The 15,800-nt window shown below is 33.4% G+C and carries 14 protein-coding genes; 8 read left to right on the forward strand and 6 right to left on the reverse strand.

Annotation, left to right across the window (positions count from 1 at the left end; translation table 11 throughout):
- Window positions 1–431 precede the first annotated feature (431 nt).
- Together ACFFLS_RS19495 and ACFFLS_RS19500 are read left to right on the forward strand one after the other, a co-directional pair.
- Window positions 432–884 carry a DUF1569 domain-containing protein gene (locus ACFFLS_RS19495; protein ID WP_379686773.1) on the forward strand — a complete coding sequence of 151 codons (453 nt, stop codon included), beginning with the start codon at window positions 432–434 and terminating at the stop codon, window positions 882–884.
- Between the two features lie 18 nt (window positions 885–902).
- Window positions 903–1,340 (forward strand): nuclear transport factor 2 family protein, encoded by a 438-nt coding sequence (locus tag ACFFLS_RS19500; RefSeq protein WP_379686774.1) that lies wholly within the window; start codon window positions 903–905, stop codon window positions 1,338–1,340.
- On the opposite strand, the gene ACFFLS_RS19505 is transcribed toward ACFFLS_RS19500, so the two are convergent.
- Both ACFFLS_RS19505 and ACFFLS_RS19510 read right to left on the reverse strand, forming a co-directional pair.
- On the reverse strand, window positions 1,341–1,985 hold the full coding sequence (locus tag ACFFLS_RS19505; RefSeq protein ID WP_379686775.1) for an endonuclease III domain-containing protein: 645 nt from the start codon (window positions 1,983–1,985) through the stop codon (window positions 1,341–1,343).
- Window positions 1,986–2,029: 44 nt separating this feature from the next.
- Window positions 2,030–2,896 (reverse strand): alpha/beta fold hydrolase, encoded by an 867-nt coding sequence (locus ACFFLS_RS19510; protein ID WP_379686776.1) that lies wholly within the window; start codon window positions 2,894–2,896, stop codon window positions 2,030–2,032.
- Between the two features lie 133 nt (window positions 2,897–3,029).
- Here ACFFLS_RS19510 and ACFFLS_RS19515 point away from each other — a divergent pair, with 133 nt between their 5' ends.
- The 6 genes from ACFFLS_RS19515 to ACFFLS_RS19540 all read left to right on the forward strand — a co-directional run bounded on the left by ACFFLS_RS19515 (window position 3,030) and on the right by ACFFLS_RS19540 (window position 12,658).
- Entirely contained in the window at window positions 3,030–4,457 is a 1,428-nt protein-coding gene (locus ACFFLS_RS19515; RefSeq protein ID WP_379686777.1) for a glycogen synthase, read from the forward strand.
- A complete protein-coding gene (locus tag ACFFLS_RS19520; RefSeq protein ID WP_379686778.1) occupies window positions 4,447–5,727 on the forward strand; it encodes a glucose-1-phosphate adenylyltransferase in 1,281 nt (426 codons plus the stop codon). The genes ACFFLS_RS19515 and ACFFLS_RS19520 overlap by 11 nt, the downstream gene beginning before the upstream one ends.
- 56 nt (window positions 5,728–5,783) lie before the next feature.
- Entirely contained in the window at window positions 5,784–7,688 is a 1,905-nt protein-coding gene (glgB, locus tag ACFFLS_RS19525) for a 1,4-alpha-glucan branching protein GlgB (protein WP_379686780.1), read from the forward strand.
- A 187-nt stretch (window positions 7,689–7,875) separates the two neighbouring features.
- Window positions 7,876–10,275, forward strand: a complete 2,400-nt coding sequence (locus tag ACFFLS_RS19530) for a glycoside hydrolase family 31 protein (protein WP_379686782.1) — start codon at window positions 7,876–7,878, stop codon at window positions 10,273–10,275.
- Window positions 10,276–10,359: 84 nt separating this feature from the next.
- On the forward strand, window positions 10,360–11,169 hold the full coding sequence (locus ACFFLS_RS19535; RefSeq protein ID WP_379686784.1) for a M48 family metallopeptidase: 810 nt from the start codon (window positions 10,360–10,362) through the stop codon (window positions 11,167–11,169).
- A 163-nt stretch (window positions 11,170–11,332) separates the two neighbouring features.
- Entirely contained in the window at window positions 11,333–12,658 is a 1,326-nt protein-coding gene (locus ACFFLS_RS19540) for an MFS transporter (protein WP_379686785.1), read from the forward strand.
- 127 nt (window positions 12,659–12,785) lie between these two features.
- Here the strand turns inward: ACFFLS_RS19540 and ACFFLS_RS19545 are convergent, their stop codons facing one another.
- From ACFFLS_RS19545 to ACFFLS_RS19560, 4 genes are read right to left on the reverse strand one after another with little or no spacing between them, the layout of a single operon-like run.
- Entirely contained in the window at window positions 12,786–13,526 is a 741-nt protein-coding gene (locus ACFFLS_RS19545; RefSeq protein WP_379686786.1) for a head GIN domain-containing protein, read from the reverse strand.
- 21 nt (window positions 13,527–13,547) lie between these two features.
- Window positions 13,548–14,606, reverse strand: a complete 1,059-nt coding sequence (locus ACFFLS_RS19550; RefSeq protein ID WP_379686787.1) for a DUF4097 family beta strand repeat-containing protein — start codon at window positions 14,604–14,606, stop codon at window positions 13,548–13,550.
- Window positions 14,590–15,126, reverse strand: coding sequence for an anti-sigma factor (locus ACFFLS_RS19555; protein WP_379686788.1), 537 nt, complete (start codon window positions 15,124–15,126; stop codon window positions 14,590–14,592). Before ACFFLS_RS19555 ends, ACFFLS_RS19550 begins: the two co-directional genes overlap by 17 nt.
- Window positions 15,127–15,184: 58 nt before the next feature.
- On the reverse strand, window positions 15,185–15,751 hold the full coding sequence (locus ACFFLS_RS19560) for an RNA polymerase sigma factor (RefSeq protein WP_135222718.1): 567 nt from the start codon (window positions 15,749–15,751) through the stop codon (window positions 15,185–15,187).
- Window positions 15,752–15,800 lie beyond the last annotated feature (49 nt).

A 15,800-nucleotide genomic window follows, 5' to 3' on the forward strand; every position in this document is an offset into this window, starting at 1 on the left:
TAAGCCCGCCTGCGCAGATGGTACTGCATCATTGTGGGAGAGTATGTCGTCGCCTTTCTTTAGGAATCCTCATCATTGACTTGATGAGGATTTTTTTTTGCCTCATGGTTTCTTAAAGATGAGAATGGAAGACCAGGTTCAAAAGCTGGAGATTATGCAAAAAGATTGGATAATTTAAAGAGAAAAAATGTATTTTCCTTACTGCTCTGAACTGAGTCCTAAATGCTTTTATTTTGCGTTGAATTATTTCGCAGAAGCATTATTACTCCTATAATCAAAATAAGTTTAAAATTGACCGGTAATTAATGGTTTATCGTGTTAAGCAGAATATTAAAGTTTTTAAAACCTGATTTATCTGCCTTTCTGTACCAATGTGCCAGTTTAATTAGTATTTTTGACATATCGCGCTGTCTGTAATATAGTGCTAGTATATGAAAAATATTTTTAAATTAGAAGATTCTCAAGATTTTATAAATCGAATTACTCTTTTGAGTTATAATTCTCAACCTGTTTGGGGCAAAATGAATGTCTCACAAATGCTTGCTCATTGTAATGTTACATATGAGATGGTATATGATTCGATTCATCCAAAACCAAATAGATTTGTAAAATTTTTGCTAAAGTTATTTGTAAAATCAAATGTAGTAAACGAAAAACCATATCCTAAAAATATTAGAACAGCTCCTCAATTTATTATTAGTGATGAACGTGATTTTGAGAAAGAGAAGACCAGATTGATTAATTACATCATAAAAACACAAGAACTAGGAAAGAACGAATTTGAAGGTAAAGTATCTCTTTCTTTTGGTAAATTGAATTCGACGGAATGGAATAATATGTTTGCAAAACATTTAGATCATCACTTAAAACAGTTTAATGTTTAACTTAATTTCACGCTGAATATGAAAAAATATTTCTGTATATTTTTTTTAATTGCAACCTATTCTTCTTCAGCCCAAAAGGAAGACGTGCAAAAAGTTATTGAAACTTTTTTTGAAGGATTTCATAAGCGTGACACCTTAATATTGCAATCTATTTGTTCTGATAAATTAGTTTTACAATCAATTAGTGAGAGTGCCATAAAGGGAAATAAATTATCAAATGAAAGTTCGAAGGATTTTTTCCATTCTATAGCCAATATTCCAGCTGATCTAAAATTTTTTGAAAAAATAATAAGTTATAATATAGAAATAGATGGAACTATGGCTCATGTATGGGCACCATATGAGTTTTACATCAATGACAAATTGAGTCATTCTGGTGTGAATACTTTTACTCTATTTCGTGAAAAAGATAATTGGAGAATTATTTACCTAATTGATACACGAAGAAAAAAATAATTAGGCAATATGTGTGCGATAATATTCGCAATCATCTGCCATCAAGCAGATTTCGCATTTTGGTGTTGGTCTGCAGATTTCTCTTCCCAAAAATGAAATTGCCATTCCAATTTCTGACCAGATATTCTTTGGCAATATTTTCATTAAGTCTTTTTCTACTTTATTTCCGTCTTTACTTTCTTTTATTATTCCCAATTTTGGAGCTACACGTATAACATGCAAATCGGCAATTATCCCTTCTGTTTCTTGCCCTGTTTCTCTTAATATAACATTTGCGGATTTTCTTCCAATTCCTTTTAGGGCAGTTAAGCCATTCATTGTTAGTGGAATATTTTCATCATTTTTTAAAGCTTGTGCTATTTCTAACAGCCAGGTGGCTTTGGTTGGATAATTTCTGACCTTTGATATGTAGGTGGTAAATGTTTCAATATCAGTTTTTGACAAACTTTTTAAAGTTGGGTATTTTTCAAATAGCGCGGGAGCGATTTTATTAATATTTGCATCAGAATCTTGCGCAGACAACACAACCATAACCAGTAATTGATAAGTATTTTGGTATTCCAGAGGATGTTTTCTGCCTTTATACTTTTCAATAAGTGGTTGTAGTTTTTCTTCCCAGTTTATTGTTTCGCCAAATAAATCCATTTTTATTGATCTTAAATTCGATACCGTTTTAGTTTATATTAAAATTAATCAGTTTCGATGAATTTGATTATGTTTTTTATGACATTTTGATTTCCAAGAATTTTTCTATGACCTAATCCATCAGTTAACAGTAAACTTCCATTTTCTAGATTTTTATGAATGTGTATTGCAGCGGTCACAGGAACTTCAGGATCATCATTGTCGTGTATAACTAGAACTGGTATTTTGACTTTCTTCGCCGAACGATAAGCCGAATAGTCATCCATTTTAAGCTGGTATTTATCTTCAAAGAAATTTCTAAAACGTGTGCTATTCTCTTTTTTTAGTTCCATTTTTGATATAAATTCATCCAATATATCCTGAACAATATCCCCGCTACCAACAATTATAGCTTTATCGGCCTGAAATCCTTTTCTAATTGCATTCAAAACTGACATTCCGCCTAAAGAATGCCCTATAATAATCTCAAATGGGCCGAATTGTTTGTCAATTTCTAAAATTGAAGATATAAACTCAGACATAATGGTTGTGCTACCTTCCGATTTTCCGTGAGCTGGCGCATCAAAACTTATGATAGAATAGCCATTGGAAATTAATTCGTCAGCGATTTTGAAAAGTTGCGTTCCTCTTCCAGACCATCCATGAACGAGTAATGCTTTCTTAATATTGTCACCATAGTGATATATGTTTATGCTTTTATTTATTTCTGGAACCATGATGATTTCTTGTCTACTATTATGGTCCATAGTTAATTCCCTCTTCGGAATTTTATGCTTAATAGGTGTTGTAAATAATCTGGCTGCATACCTAATAGACAATTTAATAGAAATAAAAGCACAAATTTTGCAAGATAGCCTAATTAAATATGGAATTTTTAATGCTTTAGTAGGATTAGTCGTCTTTTTTGCCATATCGATAAATTTTTTACAGAAGCGGTATTCTCCTTATTTTTTCATAAATTTAAAAAGCATAAATGTAACATTTTAGAAGAATGTTATTCAAAAGATAAGTAAATTATTGCAGTAACTTTTTATAAATTCATTAATGGAAATATTTCATATAAGTGCTGAATGTTATCCTGTAGCAAAAGTCGGCGGTTTGGCTGATGTTGTTGGGGCATTGCCGAAATATCAGCAACTGGCTGGTCATGATTTACGTGTTGTTATACCGTGTTACGACATTAAATTTAATGCAGAAAATAAATTTGAATGTGTACACTGGGGCGATGTCAAACTGGGTAAATATGTTTTTCCATTTAGTGTTTTAAAAGAAACAACAAATAAACTGGGATATGAGCTATATCTAATTGAAATTAAAGAACTGTTTGATAGAACAAATATCTATGGTTATGAAGATGATATCGAACGTTTTTTGTCCTTTCAAATTGCTGTTCTGGATTGGATTATGGCCAGAAATAAAATTCCAGACATTGTAAATTGCCATGATCACCATACTGGACTCATTCCGTTTTTAATGCAATTTGCATATGATTATGATGTCCTAAAAAATGTAAAGACAGTGCTTACAATTCATAACGGATTGTATCAAGGGTGGTTTGGATACGATAAGTTGCATTATCTTCCTGAGTTTGATTTGATTCATGTCGGTTTTTTGGATTGGAACAAATCGATTAATTCATTGGCAGTGGGAATTAAGTGCGCAAATGCTGTTACCACAGTTTCTCCAAGTTATTTAAACGAAATCAATAAAGCAGCAAACGGTCTTGAATCATTATTTAATTCAGTTCGATATAAGTCGCGTGGAATTTTGAATGGTATCGATATTGAGATTTGGGATTCTTCTAAAGATAAAATGATAATCGAAAACTATTCGATTGAGAATTTTGAAATCGGAAAAAGAATAAATAAGGAAAAATTATGTGAACAATTTGATTTGGATGCTTCCAAGCCTTTGTTCAGTTTCATTGGACGCTTGTTTGAAGAAAAGGGAGGTGATTTGCTTCCTCAAGCTTCGGCATTGTCTCTATCTGAGAATTTTGAAAGTATTAATATTCTTATTTTGGGCTCTGGAAATTCGGAAATTGAATCTCAGTTGCAGCAATTGACAAACGACTATAAAGGGAATTATAATGTTTTTATAGGTTACAATGAGGAATTGGCGCATTTAATTTATGCTGGCTCAGATTTTATTTTAATGCCTTCACGTGTTGAGCCTTGTGGTTTAAATCAGATGTATGCGCTTAAATACGGAACGGTTCCAATTGTTAGAAGAACTGGAGGTCTGCGTGATACGATAATTGATTTTGGAGATAATGGAAACGGAATCTGCCACGATCAGGCTTCTGTTGGAGATATTTGTTATTCTATTAGTCGGGCACTGAAACTCTATGAAGACAAAATGAGTTTTAATCAAATCATTAAAAGAGGAATGATTGCAAATCATTCTTGGGAAAAAGTTTGTGAGGAATACATCGAGATATACAACTTAATAATTCAGCAAAATGAAATTTAAAAAGAAAAATGTAGTTGCCATTATTTTAGGAGGAGGACAAGGTTCACGTTTGTTCCCATTAACAGAAACAAGATCAAAACCTGCTGTACCGATTGGAGGAAAGTATAGATTGGTAGATATTCCGATTTCAAATTGTATTAATTCGGATATTTTCAAAATATTTGTTTTGACACAATTTAATTCTGCCTCGCTTAATGCTCATATAAAGAATACATTTAATTTCAGCATTTTCAGTCAGTCATTTGTTGATATTTTGGCAGCCGAACAAACACCAGACAATCCAGCATGGTTTCAGGGCACTGCAGATGCAGTACGCCAGTGTATGTCGCATTTCCTCAAACATGATTTTGATTACGCATTGATTCTTTCGGGTGATCAATTGTATCAAATGGATTTTAATGAAATGTTGGAAGCTCATATTGCAAACAATGCAGAAATTTCAATTGCTACGCTTCCTGTAAATGCTAAAGATGCTCCGGAATTTGGAATTTTAAAAACAAATCATGAAAGTTGTATAGAAGCTTTTATTGAGAAACCGCATGCATCGCTTTTACCAGAATGGGAGTCGGAGGTAAGCGATGAAATGGAGGCAAAAGGGAAAAAATATCTAGCTTCTATGGGGATTTACATTTTTAATAAATCATTATTAGAAGAACTGATGGCCAATCAGGAAACAAAAGATTTTGGAAAAGAAATTATTCCGCAGGCTGTCGGAAAACATAAGATTTTAAGTTATCAGTATGAAGGTTATTGGACAGACATTGGAAATATTGAATCATTTTTTGAGGCAAATATTGGATTAACAGCCGATATTCCGGAGTTTAATTTATTTGATAACGATAACAAGATATTTACTCGTCCGCGTCTATTGCCACCATCCAAATTTAGAAATTCAATTATAAATCAGTCTTTAATTTCAGAAGGGTGTATTATAAATGCTAAAGAGATTAAAAGTTCTGTAATCGGAATTCGCTCAAGAGTAGGAGTAGGCACCGTTTTAGAAAACTGTTATGTGATGGGGAACGATTTTTATCAAGATCTGGACGAAATGAATTACGAAAGCAGTATTAATAAAATACATGTGGGAATAGGAGATAACTGCTTTATCAAAAATGCATTGATTGATAAAAACGTTAGAATTGGAAACAATGTGCATATAAACGGCGGTAAACATCTCGATAATTTCTCAAATGAATTGTACAGCATTAAAGACGGTATCGTTGTTGTCAAAAAAGGCGTTGTGCTTTCGGATAATTTTAGGATAGAATAAAAATTTGAAATTCATATTCTAAAAATCACACTCAATTTATTGTTTAAAACCTTACTATGAATAAAGTAATTGCGCATTCTCTTTTTACCGATTTTGATATTGAATTATTTAAAGCGGGGAAACATTTTAGATTGTATGAAAAGCTTGGAGCACATTTGATTGAATTAGACGGTGTAAAAGGTGTTTATTTTGCGGTGTGGGCTCCAACAGCTTCTTCGGTTTCTGTCGTTGGCGATTTTAATTACTGGACTCAAGATGAACATTTGTTGCAAGTAAGATGGGATTCTTCGGGAATTTGGGAGGGTTTTATACCGAATATAGATAAAGGAACGCTTTATAAATATAAAATTAAGTCACATATTGATGGAACTATAACTGAAAAAGCAGATCCTTTTGCTCTTTATTGCGAGAAACCTCCTCATACTGCTTCTGTAGTTTGGGATTTGAGTTATGATTGGAAGGATGAAGGCTGGATGCAGAAGAGAAAAAATCATAATTCATTAGACAAGCCTTATTCTGTATATGAAGTACATTTAGGTTCCTGGAAGCGTGCAGATCATAATCGGTTTTTGACGTATTTGGAATTAGCAGATGATTTGGTCAGTTATGTCAAAGAAACCGGTTTTACACATGTCGAGTTTATGCCCATTATGGAGTATCCTTATGATCCTTCTTGGGGATATCAGTTAACGGGGTATTTTGCACCGACTTCGCGTTTTGGAAAACCGCAAGATTTTATGGTATTGGTTGATAAACTGCATCAAGCGGGAATCGGAGTGATTCTTGACTGGGTCCCTTCGCATTTTCCAGACGATGCCCATGGTTTAGGTTTCTTTGATGGTTCGCATCTTTATGAACATCCAGATCGTCGTAAAGGATACCATCCCGATTGGAAAAGCCTAGTATTTAATTATGGAAGAAATGAAGTTCGCGCATTTTTAATTAGCAACGCCGTTTTTTGGCTTCAGAATTACCATGCAGATGGTTTGCGTGTCGATGCCGTTGCTTCGATGCTTTATTTAGATTATTCTCGAAAAGATGGAGAATGGGAACCAAATATATTTGGTGGAAGAGAAAACTTAGAAACGATTAGCTTTCTTAAAGAATTTAACGAAGTAATTTATGCTAATTTTCCTGATGTACAAACGATTGCAGAAGAAAGTACTTCTTTTTCAATGGTTTCGCGTCCCACTTCTGCAGGTGGTTTAGGTTTTGGAATGAAATGGATGATGGGATGGATGCACGACACTTTAAAATATTTTCAACGCGAAACAGTTTACCGAAAATACCATCAGAACGAGCTTAGTTTTGCAATGACTTATGCTTTTACGGAAAATTTCATGTTGCCTTTTTCACACGATGAAGTGGTATACGGCAAAAAGTCGCTAATTTATAAAATGCCTGGAGACGATTGGCAGCGTTTTGCCAATCTGAGACTTTTGTATGGTTATATGTTTACGCATCCAGGAACAAAGCTGTTATTTATGGGCGCCGAATTTGGACAAACTTCAGAGTGGAATTTTGAACAGAGCTTAGATTGGCATTTGCTTCAATATAATTTTCACAATGGTATTCAGAAACTAATTACAGATTTGAACCAACTCTACAAGTCACAACCCTCTTTATATGAAAAACAATTTATAAACGAAGGTTTTGAATGGATTAATTATTCGGATCATCAGAATGCCGTTTTATCCTATATCCGAAAAGGAAATGAAGAAGAAGAAAGTCTGGTCGTAGTTTGTAATTTTACTCAAGTTGTACGAGAAAATTATCGAATCGGAGTTCCGAAAAAAGGAGTTTTAAAAGAAATATTTAATACCGACAATCTTAAATACGGGGGCAGTGGAGTCGAAAATCATGATAAATTGAAAATTCAAGAGATTTCGTATGATGGTCGTAATTATTCCGTCGAACTAATTTTACCGCCATTAAGTGTAACAGTTTATTCTTTAACCTAAAGTTTGAGAATGAGTTTTTATCATTTTTTGATTTAAAAATTATCAATTTTAAGATTTTTACAGCTCTGAATTATTACTCTTTAAGGAAAAACGTTTTCGTTAATAAACCTCATATTCATAGAGGTTTACGAAGTTTTTTTGTATGTTTGGAAGAGAGATAAAGTTCGTGAATTAAATCAATTACACTATGATTACAAATACATCATTAGAATATAAAGGAAATTTATATCCATCAAAGATTGTTTCTTATGAGCACGAAGGAGATTCGGTTTTCTTTCATACCGATAACAACGTAATCTTAAAAGTCACCATTCTTAGAGATAGTTTAATCAGGTTTCGTTTTACAACCAAAGGTTATTTCAGTAATGATTTTTCATACGCAATTGATAAAACACAGCTTCACGGTTATAATTTTTTGGAAGTTACAGATGAAGAATCATTTTATCAGATTAGAACCAGTAAAGTTAAATGTAGAATACAAAAATCAGGTCTTCGTGTAACAATCTTTGACCTCAATGATTTCTTAATTTTAGAAGACGAACAGGGCTTTCATTGGGAAGAAAGTTACGAATATGGTGGCAATATCGTAAAAATGAGCAAATCTTCTAAAGATGGCGAATGTTTTTACGGCCTAGGCGATAAAGCTACCCAAATGAACTTGAAAGGCAAAAGAGTAGAGAATTTTGCTACAGATCAATATGCTTATCAAAAAGATCAGGAGCCTTTGTATAAAGTAGTTCCGTTTTATATTGGACTTCACAACAAACAATCTTACGGAATATTTTTTGACAATACTTTCAGGACTTTCTTTGATTTTTGTCAAGAAAGAAGAAATGTAACCAGTTTTTGGGCTGAAGGTGGAGAAATGAACTATTATTTTATCTACGGTCCTCAAATGCAGGATGTAGTGACTACTTACACCGATTTGACTGGAAAACCAGAATTACCGCCTCTGTGGGTTTTGGGTTATCACCAATGTAAATGGAGTTATTATCCTGAAAATAAGGTTAAAGAAATTACCTCAAAATTTAGAGAACTTAAGATTCCGTGCGATGCCATTTATCTAGATATCGATTATATGGACGGGTTCAGATGTTTTACATGGAATAAAAATTATTTTCCTGACCCTAAAAAAATGGTAACCGAACTAGCCGATGACGGATTTAAGACGGTTGTAATCATCGATCCTGGAATTAAAATTGACAAAGATTATTGGGTATACAAAGAAGGCCTTGAAAAAGATTATTTCTGCAAAAGAGCCGATGGTCCTTACATGAAAGGGAAAGTTTGGCCAGGGGAATGTAATTTTCCAGATTATACAAATCCCGTAGTTAGAGAATGGTGGGCTGGATTATTTAAAGAATTAATTTCAGATATTGGAGTAAAAGGAGTGTGGAATGATATGAACGAACCAGCCGTAATGGAAGTTCCGAATAAAACTTTCCCGATGGATGTGCGCCATGTTTATGATGGGAATCCGTGCAGTCACAGAAAGGCACATAATATTTATGGAACTCAAATGGCAAGAGCTACTTATCATGGAGTAAAACGTTTTGTTTATCCAAAACGTCCTTTTGTAATTACGCGATCGGCATATGCTGGTGCACAGCGTTATACATCCTCATGGACAGGTGATAACGTTGCTACGTGGGAACACTTATGGATTGCTAATATTCAGGTGCAAAGAATGTCAATTTCAGGAATGGGTTTTACAGGTTCAGATATTGGCGGTTTCGCAGAACAGCCAACAGGAGAACTTTATGCTCGCTGGATTCAACTTGGGGTTTTTCATCCATTCTGTAGAACACATTCTTCTGGTGATCATGGAAATCAGGAACCATGGGCTTTTGATGAAGAAGTGATAAACATAACAAGAAAGTTTGTGAGCCTTCGCTATCAATTATTGCCTTATCTCTATACAATGTTTTGGCAATATATCGAAGAAGGTATTCCGATGTTGAAACCGTTGGTTTATTACGATCAGGATGATACCCAAACGCATTATAGAAACGATGAATTCATTTTTGGAGATCATATTTTGGTATGTCCAATCCTTGAACCTAATGCTGTAGGTAGACGTATGTACATTCCTAGAGGCGAGTGGTATAACTATTGGACAAATGAGTTTTTCTGCGGAGGAAGAGAAGTATGGATTGATACAAAATTTGATGAAATTCCGTTGTTTGTCAAGGCGGGTTCTGTAATTCCGAAATATCCAGTACAGCAATATGTTGGCGAACTTGATTTTGATGAATTGACTTTAGATGTATATTTCAAACAGGGCAAAGAAAAATCAGTTATATATGAAGATGCCCAAGATGGCTATGACTATAAAAAAGGACGTTACAGTTTTTTATCACTCAGAACAATTGGAAAAGAAAAAGAATTGATTATTCAGCTTCATAAAGAAGGAAAATACGAAACACCCTATACTAAATATAAAATCAATATGATTGGATTGCCATTTAAGGTTTCGGAAATCGAAATCGACAATGAAAAGATTGAATTTGATAAAATTAGTTTTAAGCAAAATAATTTCTTACTTATTGACAAAGAGTTCAATGAGCTTCATATTGTTGGAGAATAGTTAAATTATGATATTTTTTTCAACTATTTTATAAATTATTTCATTTTTTTAAATCGTATTTTTGGTATAAAAATAGCGTGAATTATGAAAAAATATTTGTTTTTAGGAATTTTTGGAACGCTTGTAATGGCGTGTGCTACAAATCCAATTACAGGAAAACAAAACCTGAATTTTGTTTCAAATAGTGAATTGTTTCCAACTTCTTTTCAGCAATACAGTACTTTTTTGTCTGAAAATAAAGTAATTACAGGAACTGCCGATGCGAAAAGAGTAGAATTAGTCGGTTCAAGAATCAAGGCGGCTGCAGAAAAGTATTTGGCTTATCTTGGTCAGACAGAATACCTTAAAGATTATAAATGGGAGTATAAATTGGTTGAAAACAAAGAAGTTAATGCATGGTGTCTTCCCGGAGGGAAAATTGTCGTTTATTCTGGTATATTGCCAATTACACAAGATGAACCAGGTCTAGCTACTGTTATGGGACATGAAGTTTCGCACGCATTGGCTAATCATGGTGCACAGAGAATGAGTGCGGCGCAATTGCAACAAATTGGTGGAGCAGTTTTAGATGCAGCAACAAGCAGCAAAACAGCTCAAACAAGAGCTATATTTTCTCAAGCTTACGGTATGGGAACAGAAGTAGGAGTGATGCTTCCTTTTAGCAGAAGTAATGAAACCGAAGCAGATAAAATCGGATTAACGTTACTTGCAATTGCAGGTTATAATCCAGAAGATGCTGTTTCTTTCTGGAGTAGAATGGCTGCTAAATCTGGGGGGTCCGGAACACCTGAATTTATGAGTACGCACCCATCAGATGCTACGCGAATTGCCAACATCAAAGCATTAATTCCAGAAGCAAGAGCAACGGCGCTCAAAGTAGGAATCATCAGATAAATAAGGTATAAGATAAATAAAAGCTATTCTAAACAGAATAGCTTTTTTTATGCCATCAATTCAAATATTTGATAATAATTTAATAATAAGACGTTTTGAAAAAATTCGCTTAGATTATCATAAAAAATAGATAAATTCGTAGCTTCTTAATCAAACCTTTAAAATGAAAAACTTACAAAAAGGCGATAAAAAATTATTAAATGCATGGGCATTTTATGATTGGGCCAATTCTGTTTATACACTAACGATTGCATCTGCAGTATTTCCAATTTTTTACGAAGCGTTATTTAGTGAACGAGATCATTATATTGATGTTTTCGGAATGCATCTTAAGAATTCGGCATTAATTAGTTTTATAACTGCTTTTGCCTTTATGGTGGTTTCTTTTTTATCTCCATTATTATCAGGTATAGCAGATTATGTAGGAAACAAAAAGTTTTTCATGAAGTTTTTCTGTTATATGGGAGCTTTGTCTTGCATGGGATTGTATTGGTTTGACTTAGAGAATATTTATATCGGACTGGCCTTTTACTTTTTAGGATTACTAGGATATTGGGGAAGTTTGGTTTTTTACAATTCTTATTTGCCAGATATTGCTTTTGAAGAACAACAGGACAGTATCAGTGCAAAAGGATATTCTTTAGGATATATTGGAAGCGTGATTTTATTGATTATCAATTTAGTGATGATCATGAAACCAAAGATTTTCGGAATTAGCGGAACAGAAGGAGAAGCTGCAATGAAGGCAATGCGTTACTCTTTTGTTATGGTCGGAGTTTGGTGGATTTTATTTAGCCAATACACTTATTATTACTTACCAAAAGGAAGCAAAGAAATAGGCCAAAAACTGACAAAATCTGTTGTATTTAATGGTTTTAAAGAACTAAAGAAAGTTTGGGCTTTACTGAATCAAAATGTTCCATTAAAACGTTATTTAGGAGGCTTTTTCGTTTCTAGTATGGCTGTACAAACGGTTATGCTTGTTGCAACTTATTTTGGAGCGCAAGAAATTCAATGGGAGTCTAAGGCACAAAGTACAATTGGTTTGATTATTTGTATTTTGCTTATTCAATTGGTTGCTGTGATTGGAGCTGTATTAACTTCAAAAGCATCTGCTAAATACGGAAACATTCCAACCCTTATTGTGATTAATGCTATTTGGGTGTTTTTTTGTGTAATTGTTTTTTTCATTTCTCTACCGATACATTTTTATATTATGGCAACGGTAGCTGGATTTGTAATGGGAGGAATTCAGGCTTTGTCACGTTCTACTTATTCTAAATTATTACCAGAAACAGAAGATACAGCATCATTCTTTAGTTTTTATGATGTTGCAGAGAAAATCGGAATCGTAATCGGAATGTGTGTGTACGGAATCATTGATCAAATTACAGGAAGTCCACGTGCTGCCATTGTAGTTTTAGCGATATTCTTTATTACTGCGATATTTCTTCTAAGAAGAGTACCGAAAAATGCCACTTCAAAATAAAGATAAGCCACGAATTTCCATTAAGATTAATTTGATTGATGATTAATTGTGGAAATTCGTGACTCAAAGAAATAAGCGTACTGATGAAAAAGCTTTAGGTTGTTTTGTTAGTACGCTTTTTTATTATTTATACTTTAGAGATGCTTCCCGAACCGGAAACCTTCACATCTCTTTTTTCAGGATTACCAGTGTATTTTATATTTCCAGAACCTGAAACCTTAGCAATCAAACTTTCTTCACAGTTAATGCGACTGTTTCCAGAACCCGAAACATTTGCTTCAACATTTTTAGATTTTAGCTCATTAGCATTGACATTTCCGGATCCGGATATTTTTGTAGTAAACGTTTCTGCTTTTCCTTTCAAAACAACATCACCAGAACCGCTCACGTTCACAACAAAATTTACTGCTTCGACATCTAGTTTAAAATTACCCGATCCGGCAAGTTTTGCTAAGAAATTATCACTTTTGATTTTGTCTTTAGTTTGAATATTTCCGGATCCGGCTAAACTCACTTCTGAAATTTTCTCAAACGGAATAGTAACTTCTATAGCTTTTCCCTCACTGGTTCTTATATGAGTACCGTGTTGGACATAAATTTTTAGAGCATTATCAACTATTTCGACTTTAATGGCTGAAAGCAAATTTTCTTCTCCTTTTAGGGTAATATTCCCTTCTTTTCCTGCAACAAGATTTACATTAAAAGGACCGCCAACTTTAATTTCGTCATAATCGCCTGTATTTCGGGTTTGTGTAACAACATTTCCGTTTCCTTTAATTTTGGCATTGGTGCTGTCAGACCATTGGGCGCCAGCTGTATAAGTTGCTAAAAAAACGGCAAAAACTAATAATTGAGTTATTTTTTTCATGTTTTTGATTTTTTATGGTTATTATTTTTTTACTAAAGTTACGCTTCCGTAATTAGAAGATATATTCATTTTGTTTTGGCCTTTTTTTCTGTAATAGCCACTTATTCGCTTTGAATTGCTCTTGGTTTCCGAAACTGAAAGATCGAGTGAATTATCGTGCTTTATGCCGCCGTATCGAGTTGAAATTTCAAAATCAAAAGAGTAGTTGGTGTCATAACCCAAGTAAACATCGGTATAACCAGAGCTGATATTTACATTTCCAGCTTTTTCGTTCAGATTACCAACACTTACTTTACTGTAATTAGTGTCCAGATTAAGATTGTTTGAAATTTCTGCAATATTGATTGTCAGATAATTTCCAGAACCTGAAACACTGTTTATTTTTTGAAATTTGAATGTTCCGTAGTTACATTCATACTTTAAATTTTGACCTTCATTAAGCGTTAAATCAGTATAATTGGTGTCAAGATTTAGATTTCCAGATTCATTAATTTTAAGTCCAGAATAACGTGCATGAATATTACCACTTTTTATATAATCAATATTGGAACCCTGGCAGTAGGCAATTTCGATTCGGTTATTGGCACCGTTTAATTTTCCTAGGTTTATCTTTCCGTATTTACAGCTGATGTTTGCAGTTGCTTCCAAATTTTCAGTTGTAATGTTCCCATATTTATTGAAGAGTTTTGCTGCGCCTTTTTTGGGAATCTTAACCACATAATTTATTTCAAAACTATTACTGCTTCCTCTGCTTTTAAGCGAAGAATTTCCAATAGAGGTTACTGCAGTAACCTGTGTTTTTAGTGCAGTTATATCAACATCAATACTGTTTAGTCGCTCGTTTACCCAATTTTCGTCTGCACCAGAAACCTTGATTGTGATGTCAATGTCAATCTTATCTTCATCCCATGTAGTAACGGTGATGTTTCCATATCGATTGTCAATATCAATTCCGGCATTTGAGTTTACGATATAGGTTTTTTTAATGTTCTTTTGTTTTGAGATATAGGTATCATCATTTGCTAATCCTAAATAAGGGATTAGAAGTAATAAGAATAGTATTTTATATAGTTTCTTCATGACTTGTATTTTTTAAATTTTCATTTTCTTCGATTCGTTTCAGTACCGTTTGCAAAAAAGAGATTCTGGTTTGAAGATTACTGATCATTGCGTAAATAATTTGTTTGTTTTCACCGTTTTTCTGCAATTCTTTAATGATTTTTTGATAGTCAGCATCAAAAACTTTCATCTGATTTAATGCGTCATTAATAATCTGCTGATTTTCAGGTGAATTTTTCTCTTTTAACTTGACCAGTTCATTATCAATCAAAATATTGAAAATTGAATCAGTTCGCTGTGTTTCTTTAGAAGCAAACTTAAAATCTTTTGGTTTTTTTTCTGTATTGTAAAAAACTGACACACTCAAAAGCAGCACAATAGATGCAGCGACAGAGGTTATTAGCCAATATTTTTTCTTAGGTTGTTTTTTGTTTAATTTTTGAAGAAAATCATTCTGGTGCCCAAGTTCTAGTTCTTGGATATCCCATTGATTTTCGAATTTTTCAAATAATTGATCTAAACTTTCATTCTCCTTTTTCATATATCTAAATTAATTTTAGAGGTAATTTAATTGTTGTCTATTTTCTTGTGCACCGAGTCTAAACAGTAATTTTTATTTCCTCTAATTTTTTTCGTAAATTTTCTTTTGCGCGGCTCAGAGTCGTTCTGCAATTGGCATAACTGATATTCAGAATTTCGCAGATTTCTTCCTGATCATATCCTTCAATGTAAAAAAGTGTCAGCACCATTCTGTAATTATCTTTTAAATCTAAAATAGTATCTAAAACCTGCTTTACTTTTAGGTTTTCCATGTCAATACTGTCCGAAACAATACTGTCGTTCTCTTCAATTTTGTAAAGGCTTTTACTTAAATCCTCGGCCTGAAAAGCGTTGTTTTTCTTGTAAAAATCAATACTGTAATTGATTACAATTCGTTTAAGCCACGCCCCGAAGGCGACTTCCTGCTTATAATCGTTTATTTTTGTAAAAGCCTTTAAGAAACCTTCCTGCATGACGTCTTGTGCAAAATGCTCGTCTTTTACAATACGATAAGCAACGTTGTACATCGCTTTAGAATAGCGGTTGTACACTTCAAACTGCGCTTTTTGGTTATTAGCCTTGCAAAGCGCAATTAATTCCTCGATATTTTGATTGGTTATGCTCAATTTTGATTGTTGGTTTATACTAATGACTTCTACTTTTTTGCTTTGTTAC

The organism is Flavobacterium procerum, assembly GCF_042431625.1.
Classification (GTDB): Bacteria; Bacteroidota; Bacteroidia; order Flavobacteriales; family Flavobacteriaceae; genus Flavobacterium; species Flavobacterium procerum.

Excerpts from the sequence above, each read along its gene's own strand:
- ACFFLS_RS19495 (WP_379686773.1), top strand. The coding sequence starts at position 432 with ATGAAAAATATTTTTAAATTAGAAGATTCTCAAGATTTTATAAATCGA.
- ACFFLS_RS19500 (WP_379686774.1), top strand. The coding sequence starts at position 903 with ATGAAAAAATATTTCTGTATATTTTTTTTAATTGCAACCTATTCTTCT.
- ACFFLS_RS19505 (WP_379686775.1), bottom strand. The coding sequence starts at position 1,985 with ATGGATTTATTTGGCGAAACAATAAACTGGGAAGAAAAACTACAACCA.
- ACFFLS_RS19510 (WP_379686776.1), bottom strand. The coding sequence starts at position 2,896 with ATGGCAAAAAAGACGACTAATCCTACTAAAGCATTAAAAATTCCATAT.
- ACFFLS_RS19515 (WP_379686777.1), top strand. The coding sequence starts at position 3,030 with ATGGAAATATTTCATATAAGTGCTGAATGTTATCCTGTAGCAAAAGTC.
- ACFFLS_RS19520 (WP_379686778.1), top strand. The coding sequence starts at position 4,447 with ATGAAATTTAAAAAGAAAAATGTAGTTGCCATTATTTTAGGAGGAGGA.
- glgB (WP_379686780.1), top strand. The coding sequence starts at position 5,784 with ATGAATAAAGTAATTGCGCATTCTCTTTTTACCGATTTTGATATTGAA.
- ACFFLS_RS19530 (WP_379686782.1), top strand. The coding sequence starts at position 7,876 with ATGATTACAAATACATCATTAGAATATAAAGGAAATTTATATCCATCA.
- ACFFLS_RS19535 (WP_379686784.1), top strand. The coding sequence starts at position 10,360 with ATGAAAAAATATTTGTTTTTAGGAATTTTTGGAACGCTTGTAATGGCG.
- ACFFLS_RS19540 (WP_379686785.1), top strand. The coding sequence starts at position 11,333 with ATGAAAAACTTACAAAAAGGCGATAAAAAATTATTAAATGCATGGGCA.
- ACFFLS_RS19545 (WP_379686786.1), bottom strand. The coding sequence starts at position 13,526 with ATGAAAAAAATAACTCAATTATTAGTTTTTGCCGTTTTTTTAGCAACT.
- ACFFLS_RS19550 (WP_379686787.1), bottom strand. The coding sequence starts at position 14,606 with ATGAAGAAACTATATAAAATACTATTCTTATTACTTCTAATCCCTTAT.
- ACFFLS_RS19555 (WP_379686788.1), bottom strand. The coding sequence starts at position 15,126 with ATGAAAAAGGAGAATGAAAGTTTAGATCAATTATTTGAAAAATTCGAA.